Source organism: Cobetia sp. 5-25-4-2 (genome assembly GCF_013374075.1).
Classification (GTDB): Bacteria; Pseudomonadota; Gammaproteobacteria; order Pseudomonadales; family Halomonadaceae; genus Cobetia; species Cobetia marina.
Map to the genome: position 1 here is coordinate 288,557 of NZ_BLWK01000004.1, position 18,797 is coordinate 307,353.

General features: G+C 62.3%; 14 protein-coding genes and 1 tRNA gene. 11 read left to right on the plus strand and 4 right to left on the minus strand.

Translation table 11 applies throughout. The annotated features are described in order from the left end of the window. Positions 1 to 94 precede the first annotated feature (94 nt). Both trmL and rep read left to right on the plus strand, forming a co-directional pair. Positions 95 to 568: a tRNA (uridine(34)/cytosine(34)/5-carboxymethylaminomethyluridine(34)-2'-O)-methyltransferase TrmL gene (gene trmL, locus HXS65_RS10960; protein WP_176493849.1), complete on the plus strand. Its 474-nt coding sequence runs from the start codon at positions 95 to 97 to the stop codon at positions 566 to 568. Positions 569 to 643: 75 nt separating this feature from the next. Beyond that, the gene (rep, locus tag HXS65_RS10965; protein WP_077379907.1) at positions 644 to 2,725 is read left to right on the plus strand and encodes a DNA helicase Rep; all 2,082 of its coding nucleotides are present in this window, start codon (positions 644 to 646) and stop codon (positions 2,723 to 2,725) included. A 13-nt stretch (positions 2,726 to 2,738) separates the two neighbouring features. Here the strand turns inward: rep and HXS65_RS10970 are convergent, their stop codons facing one another. After that, a complete protein-coding gene (locus tag HXS65_RS10970; RefSeq protein WP_077379909.1) occupies positions 2,739 to 3,233 on the minus strand; it encodes a cytochrome c5 family protein in 495 nt (164 codons plus the stop codon). 145 nt (positions 3,234 to 3,378) lie between these two features. Here HXS65_RS10970 and HXS65_RS10975 point away from each other — a divergent pair. Both HXS65_RS10975 and HXS65_RS10980 read left to right on the plus strand, forming a co-directional pair. After that, positions 3,379 to 3,455, plus strand: a tRNA-Arg gene (locus tag HXS65_RS10975). A gap of 293 nt (positions 3,456 to 3,748) precedes the next feature. Continuing rightward, positions 3,749 to 5,206 (plus strand): coniferyl aldehyde dehydrogenase, encoded by a 1,458-nt coding sequence (locus HXS65_RS10980; RefSeq protein WP_176493850.1) that lies wholly within the window; start codon positions 3,749 to 3,751, stop codon positions 5,204 to 5,206. Positions 5,207 to 5,212: 6 nt separating this feature from the next. Here HXS65_RS10980 and rnk read toward each other — a convergent pair whose 3' ends face one another. The 3 genes from rnk to typA all read right to left on the minus strand — a co-directional run bounded on the left by rnk (position 5,213) and on the right by typA (position 9,104). Then, the gene (gene rnk, locus HXS65_RS10985) at positions 5,213 to 5,626 is read right to left on the minus strand and encodes a nucleoside diphosphate kinase regulator (RefSeq protein WP_176493851.1); all 414 of its coding nucleotides are present in this window, start codon (positions 5,624 to 5,626) and stop codon (positions 5,213 to 5,215) included. Between the two features lie 152 nt (positions 5,627 to 5,778). Continuing rightward, positions 5,779 to 6,669 (minus strand): WYL domain-containing protein, encoded by an 891-nt coding sequence (locus HXS65_RS10990; protein WP_077379913.1) that lies wholly within the window; start codon positions 6,667 to 6,669, stop codon positions 5,779 to 5,781. Positions 6,670 to 7,295: 626 nt separating this feature from the next. Continuing rightward, positions 7,296 to 9,104 (minus strand): translational GTPase TypA, encoded by a 1,809-nt coding sequence (typA, locus tag HXS65_RS10995; protein ID WP_077379915.1) that lies wholly within the window; start codon positions 9,102 to 9,104, stop codon positions 7,296 to 7,298. A 373-nt stretch (positions 9,105 to 9,477) separates the two neighbouring features. Between typA and HXS65_RS11000 the strand changes: the two genes are divergently transcribed. The 7 genes from HXS65_RS11000 (at position 9,478) to HXS65_RS11030 (ending at position 18,695) form a co-directional block, all read left to right on the plus strand. Further along, entirely contained in the window at positions 9,478 to 9,771 is a 294-nt protein-coding gene (locus tag HXS65_RS11000; protein WP_136939534.1) for a hypothetical protein, read from the plus strand. Further along, positions 9,764 to 11,170, plus strand: a complete 1,407-nt coding sequence (gene glnA / locus HXS65_RS11005; protein ID WP_065392424.1) for a glutamate--ammonia ligase — start codon at positions 9,764 to 9,766, stop codon at positions 11,168 to 11,170. The genes HXS65_RS11000 and glnA overlap by 8 nt, the downstream gene beginning before the upstream one ends. A 417-nt stretch (positions 11,171 to 11,587) precedes the next feature. Continuing rightward, positions 11,588 to 12,229, plus strand: coding sequence for a DUF4124 domain-containing protein (locus HXS65_RS11010; RefSeq protein WP_255304486.1), 642 nt, complete (start codon positions 11,588 to 11,590; stop codon positions 12,227 to 12,229). Between the two features lie 313 nt (positions 12,230 to 12,542). Further along, positions 12,543 to 13,622 carry a nitrogen regulation protein NR(II) gene (gene glnL, locus HXS65_RS11015; protein ID WP_077380022.1) on the plus strand — a complete coding sequence of 360 codons (1,080 nt, stop codon included), beginning with the start codon at positions 12,543 to 12,545 and terminating at the stop codon, positions 13,620 to 13,622. Further along, on the plus strand, positions 13,619 to 15,028 hold the full coding sequence (ntrC, locus tag HXS65_RS11020; protein WP_077379917.1) for a nitrogen regulation protein NR(I): 1,410 nt from the start codon (positions 13,619 to 13,621) through the stop codon (positions 15,026 to 15,028). The genes glnL and ntrC overlap by 4 nt, the downstream gene beginning before the upstream one ends. A gap of 227 nt (positions 15,029 to 15,255) precedes the next feature. Further along, the gene (locus tag HXS65_RS11025; RefSeq protein WP_084207729.1) at positions 15,256 to 16,593 is read left to right on the plus strand and encodes a deoxyguanosinetriphosphate triphosphohydrolase; all 1,338 of its coding nucleotides are present in this window, start codon (positions 15,256 to 15,258) and stop codon (positions 16,591 to 16,593) included. Positions 16,594 to 16,943: 350 nt separating this feature from the next. Beyond that, positions 16,944 to 18,695, plus strand: a complete 1,752-nt coding sequence (locus HXS65_RS11030; protein ID WP_176493852.1) for a BCCT family transporter — start codon at positions 16,944 to 16,946, stop codon at positions 18,693 to 18,695. Positions 18,696 to 18,797: the final 102 nt, after the last annotated feature.

The following is an 18,797-nucleotide window of genomic DNA, read 5'->3' on the forward strand; positions in this document are numbered from 1 at the left end:
GGGCCCGCTTTGCGTTGTCCTGGCGGGCGGTGCTGCCATGAGGGGAATGCTGGCCTGCCAACGCCCTGTTTCGTCATCTGCCGCGAGTTCGCTCATGCTCGATATCGTGCTCTATCAGCCCGAGATTCCGCCCAATACCGGCAACATCATCCGCCTGTGCGCCAATACCGGCTTTCGCCTGCATCTGATCGAGCCGCTCGGGTTCGAGCTGGAGGACAAGCGCCTGCGGCGTGCCGGACTCGATTATCATGAGTGGGCACGTGTGCAGTGCCATGCCAGCCTCGATGACTTCGTCGCAACCGTGAAGCCTGCGCGGATCTTCGCGCTCTCGACGCGGGGCCGCACCGCGCCGCATGAGGCCAGCTTCCAGGCCGGTGATGCGCTGGTGTTCGGCCCCGAGACGCGCGGCCTGCCACAGGCGATGCTCGACAGTCTCCCCCGCGAGCAGGTATTGCGCCTGCCGATGCTGGCCGACAGCCGCAGCATGAATCTGTCGAATGCCGTCGCCGTCGTCGTCTACGAAAGCTGGCGTCAGCTCGACTTTGCCGGGGCCGTGCAGCTCGATTGAGTGCGCTGCCCGGTCGTGCCCGGCACCACCAGAGATGTTTCTTCGATTGATTTCCTCGCCCAGCAGGACACCGTGATGACCGAGATCCGTGATCGCCTCGCCAAGCTCAATCCCCGCCAGCAGGAAGCCGTGCGCGCCATCGATGGCCCCTGTCTGGTACTGGCTGGGGCCGGTTCCGGCAAGACCAGCGTGATCACGACCAAGATCGCCTATCTGGTGCAGGAATGCGGCATGAAGGCACGCAACATCGCCGCCGTGACCTTCACCAACAAGGCGGCGCGCGAGATGAAGGAGCGAGTCGGCAAGATGCTCAAGGGCCGCGAGGGCCACGGGCTGATCGTCTCGACCTTCCACACCCTCGGCCTGACCATCATCCGCGGCGAGCTGAAGACATTGGGCTACAAGCCGGGCTTCTCGCTGTTCGACACCGATGACGCCAAGGTGTTGATCAAGGAACTGATGCACAAGGAAGCCGACACCGACGCCGAGCAGATCAATGCGGTGCAGAGTCAGATTTCCACCTGGAAGAATGACCTCATCCTGCCCGGGGCGGCGCTGTCGCATGCCGAGGATGAAGATGCCCAGTACGCCGCGGTGATCTACGAGGCCTACAACCGGCATCTCAAGGCCTACAACGCGGTGGACTTCGATGACCTGATCCTGCTGCCGGTGGTGCTGTTCCGTGACCATCCCGAGGTGCTGGCGCGCTGGCAGCGGCGCATCCACTACATGCTGGTCGATGAGTATCAGGACACCAACATCAGTCAGTATCTGCTGGTGAAGATGCTGATGCAGGAGCGTCAGACCTTCACCGTGGTGGGGGACGATGATCAGTCGATCTACGCCTGGCGCGGCGCGCGCCCCGAGAACCTCGTCACCCTCGGCGAGGATTTCCCGCGCCTCAATCTGATCAAGCTGGAGCAGAACTATCGCTCCACCGGCATCATCCTGCGCGCGGCGAACACCCTGATCGCCAACAACCCGCACGTCTACGACAAGACGCTGTGGTCGCAGATGGGCGATGGCGACCCGATCCGCATCATCATGAATCGCAACGAAGAGGCCGAGGCCGAGCGCGTGGCGGGGGAGATCCTGACGCGGCGCATCAAGGAAGGCGCCGAGTGGCGTGATTTCGCGGTGCTCTATCGTGGCAACTTCCAGGCGCGCCTGCTGGAGCTGAAGCTGCAGCACTATCAGATTCCCTACAAGCTCTCCGGCGGCACCTCCTTCTTCGGGCGCAACGAGATCAAGGACGCGATGGCCTATCTGCGTCTGCTGATCAACCCGGCGGACGACAATGCCTTCCTGCGCATCGTCAACGTGCCGCGGCGCGAAGTCGGGCCGGGCACGCTGGAGAAGCTGGCCAACTACGCCACCGGGCGTGGCGTGTCACTCTACGCCGCCTGCAGCGAGATGGGCCTGCGTGAGCAGCTCAGCGAGCGCGCCCTGGACAGGCTGGGTCGCTTCACCCACACGCTGGACCGCGTGCGTCGCGAGATGGACGCCGGTCAGTCGATCAGCGCGATCCGCGAGCTGTTTCATGAAGTGGATTACGAGGGCTGGCTGTATCAGAACGCCAGTGCCCCCAAGATCGCCGAGCGGCGCATGGCCAACGTCTGGATCCTGATCGACCAGCTGGAGAAGTCGATCAGCGGCAATCCCCAGGAGGAGGTGGAAGAGCTTGAGGGCAGCGAGGCGATGGTCGGTGACACCGAGACCGGTGATGTCGCGGCGGCCATCTCACGTCTGGTGCTGCGCGACATTCTCGAGCAGCAGGCCGAGGAGGACGATTCGGACCGTGTGCAGCTGCTGACGCTGCATGCCTCCAAGGGCCTGGAATTCCCGCACGTCTACGTGATGGGGCTGGAGGAAGACCTGTTGCCGCACCGCAACTCCATCGAGATGGAGACGGTGGAGGAGGAGCGTCGCCTCGCCTATGTCGGCATCACGCGGGCACGGCGCACGCTGGTGCTGACACTGGCCCGGCAGCGCAAGACCTATGGCGAGATGATGGACTGTGTGCCGAGTCGCTTCCTGGACGAGCTGCCCCCCGAGGATCTCGAGTGGGAAGGGCGTGCCGACAAGCCGCAGGATCAGGAGAAGAAGGTGGCCCGCGGACGGGATGCCATCGCGGGCCTGCGTTCCCTGCTCGGTTAGTCGCGTTCGAGGGTCAGCGCACGGAGTCGAGCAGATAGTCCACGGCGGCCTTCACTTCCTCATCGGACAGCGCCGGGTTGCCGCCCTTGGCCGGCATGGCATTGAAACCTTCGATGGCATGGGTGTAGAGCGTCTCGTCGCCCTTGGCGAGACGCGCTTCCCAGTCGCCGGCCTCACCCAGACGCGGTGCGCCTGCCGCGCCCGTGGTATGGCAGGCCATGCAGATACCGCCGTAGACCTTCTCACCGTCGATCGCGCTGGCAGCACGGGCGGAGTCAGTCTCCGCCGCCGCAGACGGCTGTTGGCCCGCTCCGGCCATGTCACCTGCGCAACTCTCACCTTTCAGGCATAGCTCACCCACCGGCTTGAGGCGCTCGGCGATGGCGTCATGCGAATTGTCCGCGGCGAGCGCCTGTGAACTGACAAGCACGCTGAACAGCATCGCGCTCAGGGAAACCGGCAGGGATGAGCGCGTGAGGAATGACGCGGATGGCTGGCGAGCTTGCATGAGGTGCACCTTTTGAAGGCTGTGTATCGAGCCAGTATAGCGCTGGCCGAGGGGGCGGCAACCGTGTGACGGGCGTGATATCTCGACAACGTAGAATCAAGACGTTACCATAAGCGCGCCTTGGTTCTCCGCAACCATGGCATGCGCGCCCATAGCTCAGCTGGATAGAGTACTGCCCTCCGAAGGCAGGGGTCGCAGGTTCAAATCCTGCTGGGCGCGCCAACGAATTCCGTCATCGGCCGATCGGCAGGATGACATCCGAGAAGCCCTCGCACCTCACGGTGCGGGGGCTTCTTGCATTCTGGCTTGCGTGGACTGTCGTGCAGACTTTCTTTGACGCCATCAAACGAGTGTTCTAAAACGGAGTGAGCCACGACGACGTCTGTCATTCTCGACAGCTCCCACCGGATACGCTCATGACGCCTGCTTCCCCTGAAGACCCCCGTGCTGTTGACGACCTGCCTGCCACCTCCGACGCTGCGACTGCCTCATCAGACCACGAGGGAGAGGCCGAGATGGCTCGCATGCGTGAGTTGCTGGACGCTCAGCGAGCAGCCTTCGCCCACGCGCCGATGCCGAGTGCCGAGGAGCGGCGTGGCTGGCTGGCAGCGCTGCGTGATGCGCTCAAGGCGCACGAGGAGGCCTTGGTCGCGGCCATCAGCCGAGATTTCGGTCATCGCAGTGCTCACGAGACACGCCTGGCGGAACTGGTACCGAGCTACGAGGGCATTCGCCATGCACGCCGTCACCTGAAGGGCTGGATGAAGCCCTCGAAGCGCCACGTCAGCGCCGCCTTCCAGCCAGCCAGTGCAAGTGTCGTCTACCAGCCACTTGGTGTGGCCGGCATCATCGTGCCGTGGAACTATCCGCTGTATCTGGCGATCGGCCCCTTGATCAGCGCGCTGAGCGCCGGCAATCGGGTGATGATCAAGATGAGCGAGTTCACGCCGGAAACCGCCGAGGCGCTGCGCGGCATGCTCGCGGATGCCTTCGAGGAAGCGCAGGTCGCGGTGGTGACCGGCGAGGCCGAGGTCGCGGCGGCCTTCTCGGCACTGCCCTTCGACCATCTGCTGTTCACCGGCAGCACGGCGGTGGGCCGGCATGTGATGCGCGCCGCGGCGGAGAATCTGACCCCCGTCACGCTGGAGCTGGGCGGCAAGTCGCCGGTGATCATGTCGCGCCAGTTGATGGCGGACGATGCGCAGCGCCGCGAGGCGGCCTCACGTCTTGCCTTCGGCAAGGGCATGAATGCCGGCCAGACCTGTGTCGCTCCGGATTACGTGCTGTGTGCGGAAGATCAGATCGAGTCGCTGGTTCAGGCGTTGGGGGAGTGCTTCCAGCGCTTCTATCCGCGCTTCGCCGAGACGCAGGATTACTCGCGCATCATCAATCAGCGTCAATACCAGCGCGTGAGGGAAGTGCTCGAGGATGCACTGGCCAAGGGTGCGACGCTCAGGCCACTGCTCGACAGCCCTGACTGGGATGACCCGGCGCTGGTCGAGAAGCGTCTGATGCCGCCGCTGGCACTGCTTGAGGTGACGGATGAGATGCGGGTGATGCAGGAGGAGATCTTCGGGCCGCTGCTGCCGATTGTCGCGCTGCCGGACGCGGCGGTGGATGAGCTGTCCGCTGCGATGGCCTACGTGAATGCGCGCCCACGCCCGCTGGCGCTTTACTACTTCGGCCACGACAAGCACGAACAGCAGCGGGTCACCGAGGGCACGCATGCAGGCGGAATGTGTCTGAACGACACCCTGCTGCATGTGGCGCAGGATGACATGCCGTTCGGCGGCATCGGGCCATCCGGCATGGGGCATTACCACGGGCGGGAAGGATTCCAGACGCTGAGCAAGGCCAAGGGCGTCTTTGCCAAGGGGCGCATGAATGGCGCGAAGCTGATGTATCCGCCCTATGCCGACGGGCCGGCAGCACGCGCCATCCATGGTCTGATCCGCCGCCTGCTGATGCGCTAGGCGGTATCAGCGGTGCAGATCGCCCGCGCTTTCCGGCTGGTAGTGGAGCGCCTCGATGCGTACCTCGTGCAGGCTGCCATCCGGCAGCCGCCACTCGATGAGGCTACCGACCCGCAGCCCCAGCAGAGCGGCTCCCAGAGGCGCCAGTACTGACAGGCCATCCTGCTGGTCTGACAGGGCGTGCGGATAGACCAACGTGCGTATCAGGGTCTGCTGGCGGGTCAGATCCGTGAACTCCACGCGGCTGTTCATGCTGACGATATCGGCGGGCACCTCGTGAGGCTCGACGATATCGCCGCGCTCCAGTTCGTCCTCAAGCTGTTCCGCCACCTGGCGGTCGGCAGCCGAGACGCGATCAATCAGGCGCTCGAGGCGTTCGGCATCCAGACGATTGATGATGATCGAGGGAAGTGTGGCCATGTGACCTCCTGTCAGGTGTGGTATCCGCGCCTTGCTGACAAGGCCTGGCGAGTTACCAAAAAAACAGCCCTCCGCCGGGTAGGCGAAGGACTGTGTGCAGAAGTCATCATATAAACTTCACTCAGCGCTGGATAGTCCTGCAAGCCATCGTTTCAGGCGCTGGAGCTGACGAACAACCAGTCGCTGATCTCGGCATGATTCAACACCACCAATTGCTGCGCACGGGGCGACTCATCCAGATAATCCGGATTGATGCCCAGCTCACGCAGCACATACTGGACGAGGGCGCCGCGAGTCGGCAGGTGAAGCTCGCCGTCGACCATGCCGTGGTCCTGTTCGATCAGGCCACGCTCATCTGGCGTCAGGCGAGGGTCTGCCCCCAGGCGCAGGGTGACCCGGGTTTCCCAGCCGTCATCGAATTCACGTTGACTGCCTTCAAGTGCCTCGCCGAACAGCTCAGGGACATCGCGGAATCGAGACAGCACGAAGTCGCGAAAAGCCCGGTTCTTCTCACAGAAGGCCCGCACATGCCAGCGACCTGCGGCATAGACCAGCGTATGTGGACACAGGATACGCTCTTCCCCCTGAGGGGAGTTCAAAGAGGCGTAGGTGACCTCCAGGCGTGCTCCCTGGCTGGCCGCTTCAATCAATGTCCGGACCACGGGCGGGCTGGCGCTGCGAGACGGCAAGCGGAGCGCCTCGGTGTTGGCCTGACCGAGTCCGAGTCCGGTGAAGTGGGGATTCAGATTGTCATGATTGCCGAGCAGCTGCAGATATTCATCCACCTCACCCCGCGTCAGCATCGGGTGAAAATTGGCGGAGGGGCGGTAGCCCTTGATCACGGGATCATATTCAAGATTGTGTTCGGCGACGGTCTCGCGATAGGTCTTCATGACGCGTGACGCCTGCTGGCGTGCTATCCCGAAGGCGTTGCCCAGATGACGTGACGTGACGCGGCCTTCCCACAGGGCGATGATCTCGATCAGACGGTAGCGTGCCAGCGTGTCCCAGGGCAGGGTTTCCAGGCGTTCCTTGATGCTCATTGATGAATCCTTTCATACGGGTCTTCTATGGCGCCGAAATGCGAGATTGCTGGAGAGGGCCCTGGCAATGGCAACGCGTGGCAGGCGTCATTGATGATCGGGAAGATGACCCGGTTCCGGGCTTCCTGTGATGGCTGAGGACTTCTTAAATGCTGGGTAGGCATGAAAAAAGCTCCGGCAGAAGATACCTGTTCGGATGCGTTGACCCCAGTGTCCGCGAAAGGCGCGACTTCATTGCGTCGCATGAAAGTGACGCATTGAAATAATCTGTTGCCATATAAACAGGTTCCAGTTTTCTATTGCGGCTTCTGGCCATTACGGGCAACAAGTTGGCGCATCCGAAAACCACTATCGCCGGGTGGAAGAGAGCAGCACTGCGATATGCGCAACAACAGAAGCTTGATATGACTCACATTTAAGAGGTTAGAACGCGTTAGGCCAAGGAACGGACGTTTGAGGGGGGAAACTGCCGGCCCTAATGGCGACGCACTATCTGCAATGACATGCTCGAGTATTAGGGAAGTGGCGTTGTTAACGCCTGAAACGCAAAAGACCCGCCGGGAGGCGGGTCTTTTGCGTTTCAAGCTTGCCCTCCACTTGGGGTGGAGGGCTGCACGGGCAGCGTCTTACTTGCTGGCGCGCTTGCGCTCGTTCTCTTTCAGGTACTTCTTGCGGATACGGATGTGCAGCGGAGTGACTTCCACCAGCTCATCGGAATCCAGGAACTCGATCGCCTGTTCCAGAGTGAAGCGGATCGGCGGGGTCAGCACGATGTTCTCGTCGTTGCCGGTGGAGCGCATGTTGTCCAGCTTCTTGGCCTTGGTCGGGTTGACGACCAGGTCGTTGGCACGGTTATGGATACCCACCAGCATGCCTTCATAGACTTCGGTACCGTGACCGATGATCAGCTTGCCGCGCTCCTGCAGAGTGTACAGGGCGTAGGACAGTGCCTTGCCCGGCACCATGGAGATCATGACACCGTTGCGACGCTCGACGCCTGCGCCTTCCTTCAGGTCACCGTAGTGATCGAAGCGGCTGGTCAGGATGCCGGTACCGGAGGTCAGGGTCAGGAACTGGCCACGGAAGCCGATCAGACCACGTGACGGGATGATGAAGTCCAGACGCACACGACCCTTGCCATCCGGGTTCATGTTGGTCAGCTCACCCTTGCGGTAGCCCAGCTCTTCCATGATGGAGCCCTGGTGCTGCTCTTCACAGTCGATGATGACTTCTTCGTACGGCTCCTGCTTCTTGCCGTCGATTTCCTTGATGATGACTTCCGGGCGGCCCACGGCCAGCTCGAAGCCTTCACGACGCATGGATTCGATCAGCACGGAGAGGTGCAGCTCACCACGGCCGGAAACGACGAATTTCTCCGGCGTCTCACCCTGCTCGACGCGCAGGGCGACGTTGTGGATCAGTTCCTGGTCCAGACGCTCACGGATGTTGCGGCTGGTGACGAACTTGCCGTCCTGGCCGGCGAACGGAGAGTCATTGACCTGGAAGGTCATGGAGACGGTCGGCTCATCGACGGTCAGCGGCGGCAGCGCTTCGACGGTCGCGGTGTCGCAGATGGTGTCGGAGATCGCGAGGTTCTCGATACCGGTGATGCAGACGATGTCGCCGGCGGTCGCCTTGTCGGTCTGCACGCGGTCCAGACCCATGTGGGTCATGACCTGGCCGATCTTGCCCTTGCGGACAGCGCCTTCCTTGGTGACGATGGAAACCTGCTGACCCGGGCTGACGGAACCGCGCTTGATGCGGCCCAGACCGATGACGCCGACGTAGCTGTTGTAGTCCAGTGCGGAGATCTGCATCTGGAACGGACCGTCCAGCTCGACCTTCGGCGGCTCGACGATGTCGACGATGGACTGGAACATCGGGTCCATGGTGTCTTGCAGGTCTTCCGGATCCATGCCGGCAATGCCGTTGAGGGCAGAGCAGTAGATGATCGGGAAGTCGAGCTGCTCGTCGGTCGCGCCCAGGTTGTCGAACAGATCGAAGATCTGGTCGACGACCCAGTCAGGACGAGAGCCCGGACGGTCGATCTTGTTGACGACGACGATCGGCTTCAGACCCTGGGCGAAAGCCTTCTGGGTCACGAAGCGAGTCTGCGGCATCGGGCCATCGACAGCATCGACCAGCAGCAGCACGGAATCGACCATGGACATCACGCGCTCGACTTCGCCACCGAAGTCAGCGTGCCCAGGGGTATCCACGATGTTGATGTGGTAATCGTTCCACTGGATCGCGGTGTTCTTCGCGAGAATGGTGATGCCGCGCTCTTTTTCCTGGTCGTTGGAATCCATGATGCGTTCCTGACCCTCGGCCTTGCGGTCCAGGGTGCCAGACTGACTCAGGAGCTTGTCGACCAGGGTAGTTTTACCGTGGTCAACGTGGGCGATGATGGCTATGTTGCGAAGTTTCTCGATCACGACGGGAACCTGTGCGGAAAATGGGCGCTCGCGTACCGGGCGCTTGTGATTTGGGGCGCATTATAGGGGGCATGGCATGCCTCCTGCCAGCATCGTGCATTCACGAGGCGGGTCAGTGAGGGCCATGGATTGGCCTGAAGTGCCCAAATGATTGTCTCTCAAGTCTTTTCCGCGCGCTTGTGACAGATGAAAAAAAACTTGTGGCCAGGGGCTGCCATGACGATCACGAGCGAAAAAGACCGTCATCGACAGCGAGTTCTCTCGAATTGACGCGGCCAGCGTGAGGCTGATGCGACCGGTCAGATCGGCCTGATGGCTCGCCGTGCACCATATTGGTGCCAGGGCATTTTTTGATGCACCAATATGATAATTCGTGCCTGCGCAATCCTCTTTTCTGCACCTTGTGGGGTCATGTTTCTCGCTGCAAAATCCAGCATGTCATCTTTGGGTGCATGTATTTCTTCATTGTTTTCAGTTAGTTATTGTTGTTGATGTTCTGGTGTGCTTCATTCTGGCACGCTCGATGCATTATCAGGTCATCCTCTTCATGGCTGGCATCCATTGGCTGACCATGAGAAAAAAGACAGACAACGAAAGACCTGAACAGACAACGCTGACACCAACTGCAACCGAGCCGCCGGCTCCATCGGAGAATTACCATGGCTGAGAAGACACTTGCCCTGATTGAAGAACACGAAGTCAAGTGGGTTGATCTGCGCTTCACCGACACCAAGGGCAAGGAGCAGCACGTCTCCATCCCGGCGCGCACGGTTGACGAAGAATTCTTCGAGAATGGTCAGATGTTCGATGGTTCTTCTATCGAAGGCTGGAAGGGCATCAACGAGTCCGACATGATCCTGATGCCGGACGACGGCACTGCCTTCCTTGACCCGTTCACCGAAGACACCACTCTGGTGCTGCGCTGTGACGTCATCGAGCCGGCCACCATGCAGGGCTATGAGCGCGACCCGCGTTCCGTCGCCAAGCGTGCCGAGGAATATCTGAAGTCCACCGGTCTGGGCGATACTGCCTTCTTCGGTCCGGAGCCGGAATTCTTCATCTTCGATGAAGTGCACTGGAAGAACGAGATGAACGGCGCGATGTTCAAGATCTCTTCCGAAGAAGGTGCATGGGCGACCGATTCCACGCCGGAAGGCGGCAACCTGGGTCACCGTCCGCGTCTGAAGGGCGGCTACTTCCCGGTCCCGCCGATCGATAGCTTCCACGATATCCGTGCTGCCATGTGCAACACCCTGGAAGCCATCGGTCAGGAAGTCGAAGTTCACCACCACGAAGTGGCGAACGCCGGCCAGAACGAGATCGGTGTCAAGTTCAACACCCTGGTCAAGAAGGCCGATGAGGTTCAGGAACTCAAGTACGTGATCCACAACGTGGCGCACGCTTACGGCAAGTCCGCGACCTTCATGCCCAAGCCGCTGGTCGGTGACAACGGTTCCGGCATGCACGTTCACCAGTCCTTCTGGAAGGATGGCGACAACCAGTTCGCCGGTGACGAGTACGCGGGTCTGTCCGAAATGGCCCTCTACTACATTGGCGGCATCATCAAGCACGCTCGTGCGCTGAACGCCTTCACCAATGCGTCCACCAACTCCTACAAGCGTCTGGTGCCGGGCTTCGAAGCCCCGGTCATGCTGGCCTACTCTGCCCGCAACCGTTCCGCTTCCATCCGTATCCCGTACACCGCCAGCCCGAAAGGCAAGCGTGTCGAGGCTCGCTTCCCGGATCCGACGGCCAACCCGTACCTGGCGTTCTCCGCGATGCTGATGGCCGGTATCGACGGCATCAAGAACAAGATCCACCCGGGCGATGCCATGGACAAGAACCTCTACGACCTGCCGGCCGAAGAAGCCAAGTCCATTCCGACCGTGGCCGAGAGCCTCGAACAGGCACTGACCGCGCTGGACGGCGATCGTGAGTTCCTGACCCAGGGTGGCGTCTTCACCGACGACATGATCGATGCCTACCTCGAGCTGAAGGGCGAAGACATCCAGCGCCTGCGCATGGCGACTCACCCGCTCGAATTCGACATGTACTACAGCGTCTGATCTACCGACGGCGCATGTCGCTCACGGCCCCGCCCGGAGCAGTCTGAGCGCGGGGCATGCGTGAGGCGAGACACACAGGGTCATACCGACAGGTATGGCCCTGTTCTCGTTTCTGAGACATGTGCTCTAAGAGCTGACTCCCGGCTGTCCAGGACCCGTGACCCGTCGCGGAAAGTCGCGTCGCAACAAGCAGGGCTGGTATCAACGCGGGAAGCTTTGTAACTTGGCAGCAGGATATGTCACTTCTGGCACGCTGGTAGCGTCCGAGTGAGTGACACGACTGGCAGGAGCGGATGCGCGCTTCTGGCTTCCCATGACTTCTTCAGGAATTCCCGGATGTGGCCCTTCACTTCTTCTTCGCGTGGCATCGGTTCAGTGGGTGACAGCAGGTCCTTGCCGGTCAAGGGAATGCGGCGGATGGCTCGCCTGCCCGGCATGACGACGCTCGGTCTCTGCCTGTCAGCGGTGCTGGCCCTGAGCAGCGTCTCGGCGGAGCTCGAGGCGGCTCAGGTCTACCGGCACGTGGATGCCAACGGCAACGTGGTGTTCAGTGATCAGCCGGCGGGTGGCAGCAAGGTCAAGCTGACGCCGCTGAGTGTGGTGCCTTCCACCGAGTCTGCTCCCTCGCGCGCGCCTGCTTCGCGTGGCGTGTCATCTTCCCCGTCCGAGACCGCTTCCCGTAGCCGACCCTCCGCGCCTGCCGTGGATGTCAGCTTCCGTGGCTATACCCGCTTCTTCATCCAGAGCCCGAGCAATGAAGAGACGCTGCCTACGGGGCAGGCCGGCAACCTGGCGGTGCGCCTGGCCATCGAGCCGCAGCTGCGTCCCGAGCACAAGGTACGCGTGACCGTGGATGGCGCGCCGTCGCAATCGGCCATGAACAGCAGTGTCTTCATGGTGCCGGGGCTCGAGCGTGGCAAGCACGTCATCCAGGCGGAGCTGCTGGATGCCTCCGGACGAGTGCGCCAGACCACCGAGCCCCGAGTGGTCTACGTGCAACGCGCCAGCGTCAATCTCCCGCGCAATCCCAACAACCCGGCCAATGCCGGGGGTGGCTGAGAGACGGGGGTGACAGTCCTCCTGGCTTGCGAACGACACGTGACTCGCGCGCCAGGTCATCAGGCCACCTTCGGGTGGCCTTTTTTGTCGCCAGGTCTGGCAACGGTATCGCCCGCGATGCAGCAGCACGCCCGCTGATGAGCAGGTCTGCTGCATCGGGTTGGCAGTGCGATCCTTTGGTGCACCATAATGGTGCTTCAAATCGACGCCCGAAAGAGGTGCATCGGCGCGGGTGCCATGCACGCGGCATTTGCACCAGACTGGCGCGGTTATTGCAGAACAGGGAGACGTACTGCGAATGGCGGATAAAGGCATGCATCAACGACTGCTCGAACACCTGAATACTGCCGTGGTGGTGCTGGATGCACAGCTGCGCGTGGTATGGCTGAACCCGGCGGCCGAGACGCTATTGGCGGTCAGCCTGGTGCGCGTCAAGGGCAGCTCCCCTGAACATCTGACCGGGCTGGATGAAGAGCCCATCAAGGTGCTGCGCAAGGCGCTGGAAGAACAGCATCCCTATACCCAGCGTGAGGCCGAGATCGTCAATGCGGCCAACGAGCCGCTGACGGTGGACTTCACCGCGACCCCGGTCAGCGCCAATGAGCTGCTGGTGGAAATCGAGCCGCGTGATCGTCTGATGCAGATCTCCCGCGAGGAGGCGCTGATCGCTCGGCAGGAAGCCGTCAAGGTGCTGACACGCGGGCTGGCGCATGAAGTGAAGAACCCGCTTGGCGGTATCCGGGGCGCGGCCCAGTTGCTGGAGCGCGATCTGCCGGAACCGCAGATGGTGGAGTTCACGCGCATCATCATCGAGGAGGTGGATCGCCTGCGCGATCTGGTCGATCGCATGCTGGGGCCGAATCGGCCACCGCTGCAGTCGCCGGTCAATATCCACTCGGTGACCGAGCGGGTGCGCTCCCTGCTGGCGGCGGAAGGGCATCACATCAAGCTGACGGCCGACTATGACCCGAGCCTTCCTGAAGTCATCGGCGATGAAGGCCAGTTGATCCAGGCGGTGCTCAACATCGCGCGCAACGCGACCCAGGCCCTCAACGAGCAGCCGCAGCCCGAATCAGCCGATGGCAATGAGGCGCCCTGGGAGATCACCCTGCGCACGCGGGCCCGGCGGCAGTTCACGCTGGGTCATGAGCGCCATCGTCTGGTCTGTGAGCTGGCGATCAGCGACAACGGCCCGGGCATTCCCGAGGCGCTGCGCGAGACGCTGTTCTACCCGATGGTCTCGGGGCGCGCCGAAGGCTCAGGGCTCGGGCTTTCCATCGCCCAGGGCATCCTGCACCAGCATCAGGGGTTGATCGAGTGTGACTCGCGCCCCGGCCATACCGAATTCCGACTATTAATCCCGCTTGCCGGCACTTCTGGAGATCCCTCATGAGCGAGACTGCACGCGTCTGTATCGTCGATGATGACCGCGCCATCCGCTGGGTACTGGAGCGCGCTCTGGCCCAGCCTGACCTCGAGGTGGAAAGCTTCGAGCGCCCGGATCAGGCAGAAGCCAGCATCATGCGCCAGTGCCCGGATGTGCTGATCACCGACATCCGCATGCCCGGTATCGATGGCCTCGATCTGATGGCACGAGTCCGCGAGCGTTATCCGGACCTGCCGGTGATCGTGATGACGGCCCATTCCGACCTCGACAGTGCCGTGGCCTCCTATCAGGGCGGTGCCTTCGAGTATCTGCCCAAGCCCTTCGATGTCGATGAGGCGCTGGCGCTGGTGCGGCGTGCCGTGGCGCACGCGCGGGAATCCAAGGCCCCCGCGGTGGTGCCGGAAGGATTGACCAAGGAGATCATCGGGGAAGCGCCAGCGATGCAGGAGGTCTTTCGGGCCATCGGTCGCCTGTCCCAGTCGCACATCACCGTACTGATCAACGGCGAATCCGGGACCGGCAAGGAGCGTGTCGCCCAGGCGCTGCATCAGCATTCGCCCCGCAAGGCCAAGCCGTTCATCGCGTTGAACATGGCGGCGATCCCCAAGGACCTGATGGAGTCAGAGCTCTTCGGCCACGAGAAGGGCGCCTTCACCGGTGCCACCGCTCTGCGTCGCGGACGCTTCGAGCAGGCCGATGGTGGCACCCTGTTCCTGGACGAGATCGGCGACATGCCGGCGGAAACCCAGACACGCCTGTTGCGGGTGCTGGCGGATGGCGAGTTCTACCGCGTGGGGGGCATCACGCCGGTCAAGGTGGATGTGCGTATCATCGCCGCGACCCACCAGCACCTGGAGGCGTTGGTGGAGGATGGTCGCTTCCGTGAGGATCTCTTCCACCGCCTCAACGTGATTCGCGTCCACCTGCCGCGGCTGTCAGAGCGCCGTGAGGACATCCCGCGCCTGATGCAGCACTTCCTCGCCGAAGCCGCACGCGAGCTGGCCACGGACCCCAAGGTGCTCACCGAGGCGGCCGAGAAGCACCTCACGCGCTTCGACTGGCCGGGCAACGTACGTCAGCTGGAGAACACCTGTCGCTGGCTGACGGTGATGGCCTCGGGCCGCGAGGTGATGGTCGAGGATCTGCCGCCGGAACTGCGTGACGTCAGTGGCACCGAGGCCGCGTCCGGGGACTGGCGTGGTGCCTTCCGTGAGTGGGCGGACCGCGCGCTCGCCGCCGGCCACACCCATCTGCTGGAAGAGGCGGTGCCCGACTTCGAGCGCATCCTGATCGAGACGGCGCTAAAGCATACCGGCGGTCGCAAGGGCGAAGCCGCCGAGTTGCTGGGCTGGGGACGCAACACGCTGACGCGCAAGCTCAAGGTGCTGTTGCCGGCACTGGCCGAGGATTGAGCCGCCCCGGCGCCAGACAGTCTCGAGCGCCCTTATCATCAGGCTGAGCGGGAGATGAACCGCCTGAGCGGGTCGAGAAACCGTCTGGGCGGACAGGAGAACCGCCCAGCGGTCTGGAGAGAAAGAGAACAGGGTGCCACAATCCCTGTTCTCTTTTTTTCTGCCCGTCATTCACCGTTGTCTGCTCGCCGGCGTCGTTTCTCGGGCGCCTGCCAAGGAGTTGCCTGATGTCATCAATGAACTGGGAACGACTGCTGGAGCCGAGTCGCCTGCATGACGCACCGGGCACCGTATCGCGTGAGATGGGCCGTACGCCCTTCCACAAGGATCACGACCGGATCGTGTTCGCGGGCTCCTTCCGACGGCTGGGTCGCAAGACCCAGGTGCACCCGCTGACCGACAACGACCACATCCACACGCGTCTGACCCACTCCCTGGAGGTCGGCTGCGTCGGGCGTTCGCTAGGCATGATGGTCGGCGAGAAGTTGAAGGACCATCTGCCCGAGTGGGTCACGCCCGCCGACCTCGGCGTCATCGTCCAGACCGGCTGTCTGGGACATGACATCGGCAACCCACCCTTCGGGCATGCCGGAGAATATGCCATCCGTGACTGGTTTGCCGCAGAGGCCGCCAGTGACCACGGGCGTCTGTCAGGCTTGAGCGAGGCCGAGCGCGAAGACCTGCTCACCTATGAAGGCAACGCCCAGGGCTTTCGTATCGTCACCCAGATCGAATACAACCAGTTTCATGGCGGCATGCGCCTGACGGCGGCGACGTTGGGCACCCTGCTCAAGTATCCCTGGACGGTGAAGCACGCCACGGCAGGCGGCAAGTTCGGTTGCTACCAGAGTGAGCGTGAACTGCTGGATCAGGTGGCCGAGCGCTGCGGGCTGCTGGCGCGTGACGATGGCCGCTGGTGTCGCCACCCGTTGGCATGGCTGGTCGAGGCCGCCGATGACATCTGCTATGCGCTGCTCGATCTCGAGGATGGCCTCGAGATGGGCATACTGCAGTTCGAGGAGGTCTACGAGATTCTGACCGGCATCAGTGGTGGCGCGCCGCGGGAGTATGACGACATGGTCGCGCGTGGCACGTCACAGCGGCGCAAGGTGGCGGCCCTCAGGGGCGCGGCGATGGAGCGGGCGGTCAATGACGTGGCCCAGGCCTTCGTGCAGCATGAGGCGGAATTGCTGGCGGGCACCCTCAGTGAGGACCTGCTGGATCTGTGTCATCCCGATCTCGGCTGGGGCGTGCGGGAAGCCAAGAATCTGGCGCGCCAGAAGATCTTTCGCAACGAGCGCAAGGCCAAGCTGGAAATCGGCGCCTACACCACGCTGGGCATCCTGCTTGAAGCCTTCATCGGGGCTGCCCATGAGCTGCACACCACGGGGCGCTCCAGCTTCAAGCATCAGCGCGTGCTGGCGCTGATCGGCGAGAACACCCCGACGCGTGACTGGGATCTCTACCGCAGTTACCGGCGCATGCTCGATTTCATCGGCGGCATGACCGATCACTTCGCCGTGGATCTCGCTCAGGAGATGGGTGGCCGCCTGCGCGGCGACTGAGCCTTCCGCTCGAGCATGACGACTGCCCGGCAAGCCGTGCCGGGCAGTCGTGGTCTGCCGTGTCATTTCCGCGTTGCCTTGCCGGCCTCCTGCCGGTCACGCGCCCCATCTGTTCCGGCAACTCCTTTCCCGCTTTCCCTCCGTCCCTCTTTTCCTCGATGTCTCCGTCGACGTCATCCTGGCCGGCTGCTGTCTCGCGTGACGTCCTTGCGCTGACAAGCGGTAAATTTTCTTTACGTAGCCTATCGGGTTGTTGTACTAGCTTTGTACGAAGTGTGAACGCGCAGGTCACTTTTCATTCATGATAAGCTATTATCATGCAGGGCAATAACGATAAACGAGGCTTATTTATGAGCAAGAAAACCCCCGGAGGAACCGCTGACAACGCGGAGAACAAGCCAGAGAAGGCCTTCGACATGATCGACAAGCCGACCTTCTTCGGCTCGATCTTTCTGCTGCTGGCAGTGACGTTGCCATTGGTCATCTTCCCCGAGCAGGGTGCGATGTGGGTATCGGCGGCCAAGAATTTCGTCACCAGCAAGCTGGGTGTGCTCTACCTGATGCTGGGTGTCGGAGCCGGTGGCTTCATGATCTACATCATCTTCAGTGATATCGGGCAGATCAAGCTGGGCGACGCCGAAGAGAAGCCCGAGTTCTCGATCGTGTCGTGGGCGGCCATGCTGTTCTGCGCCGGTATCGGGGCCTCCATCCTCTACTGGTCGATGATCGAGTGGGTCTACTACTACCAGTCGCCGCCGTTCCATGTGGAAGGCCAGACACCGGAGGCCGCGGAATGGGCCGCCGCCTACGGTATCTTCCACTGGGGGCCGCTGGCGTGGGCGATCTATCTGATTCCCGCCGTGCCGATCGCCTACTTCTACTACGTGCGTCACCACAGTGTCCTGAAGATTTCCGAGGCGCTGATGCCGGTGCTCGGCGAAAAGCTGGCGCGTGGCTGGCTGGGCAAGCTGGTCGACATCAGCTTCGTCTTCGGCATGCTGGGTGGCGGGGCGACCACGCTCGGTCTGGCGGCTCCGATGATCAACGAGGGGGTGCATGAGCTGTTCGGCGTACCCAAGTCGCTGATGACCCAGGTCGTCGTGCTGCTGGTGTGTACCGCGCTGTTCGGCTACAGCGCCTACGTGGGGCTCAAGAAGGGCATCAAGCTGCTGTCGGATATCAACTTCTGGCTGGCGGTCGGGTTGCTGCTGTTCATCTTCATCGCAGGTCCGACCCTGTTCATGGCCAATACCGGTCTGGACGCGCTGGGGCGCGTGATGAGCAATCTGATCCACATGGCGACCTGGCTTGAGCCGTTCGCCGAGTTCAAGGGCTTCGAGAACACCCACTTCCCGCAGGACTGGACCATCTTCTACTGGGCCTGGTGGCTGGTGTTCGCGCCCAGCGTGGGGCTGTTCATCGCGCGCATCTCGCGGGGTCGCACCATTCGCGCGATGGTGGCGGGCTCGATGTTCTTCGGCACCATGGGCTGCTTCCTGTTCTTCATGGTGATGGGCAACTACGGCCTGTACCTGCAGCTGTCAGGTGAGCTGGACGTGGTGACCATACTCAACGAGCAGAGCCCGACCGCTGCCATCTTCGCCATGCTGCATACCCTGCCGCTGGACTATGTGGTGATCTTTGCCTTCACGCTGCTGGCACTGATCTTCACGGCCACCACCTTCGACTCCATCTCCTACATCCTGGCGGCCGTGGTCCAGAAGGAAGTGGATGAGGAGCCGATGCGCTGGAACCGTCTCTTCTGGGCCTTCGCGCTGTCGTTCATGCCGATCGTGCTGATGTTCGTCGGCGGGCTGGAAACCCTGCAGACGGCCTCGATCATCGGTGGCGTGCCGTTGCTGGCGGTGGCGTTGCTGCTGTGCATCTCCATCGTGCGCGCCGCGCACTATGACCTGCGCTATCAGCCGGATTACACGGTCAAGGAGATCAATATCGAGGAATTCCCGGAAGACGACCCCTGGACGGAAGAGGGCACCTGGGAGATTCCGGACGAGGACGTGCCTGCGGCGGGCAAGCCGCAGCAGGACACGCCCAAGGATCATGTCGAAGGCGACCCGCACAGCCGTCCTTCCCGACTGTGATCCGGCCGGCCTGAAGGATCAGGCCGCCGACGACAGAAAGCCGCCCCTCGGGGCGGCTTTCTGTCGTCTGGATGACGGAGCTGGTGAGTCTCAGGGGCGATG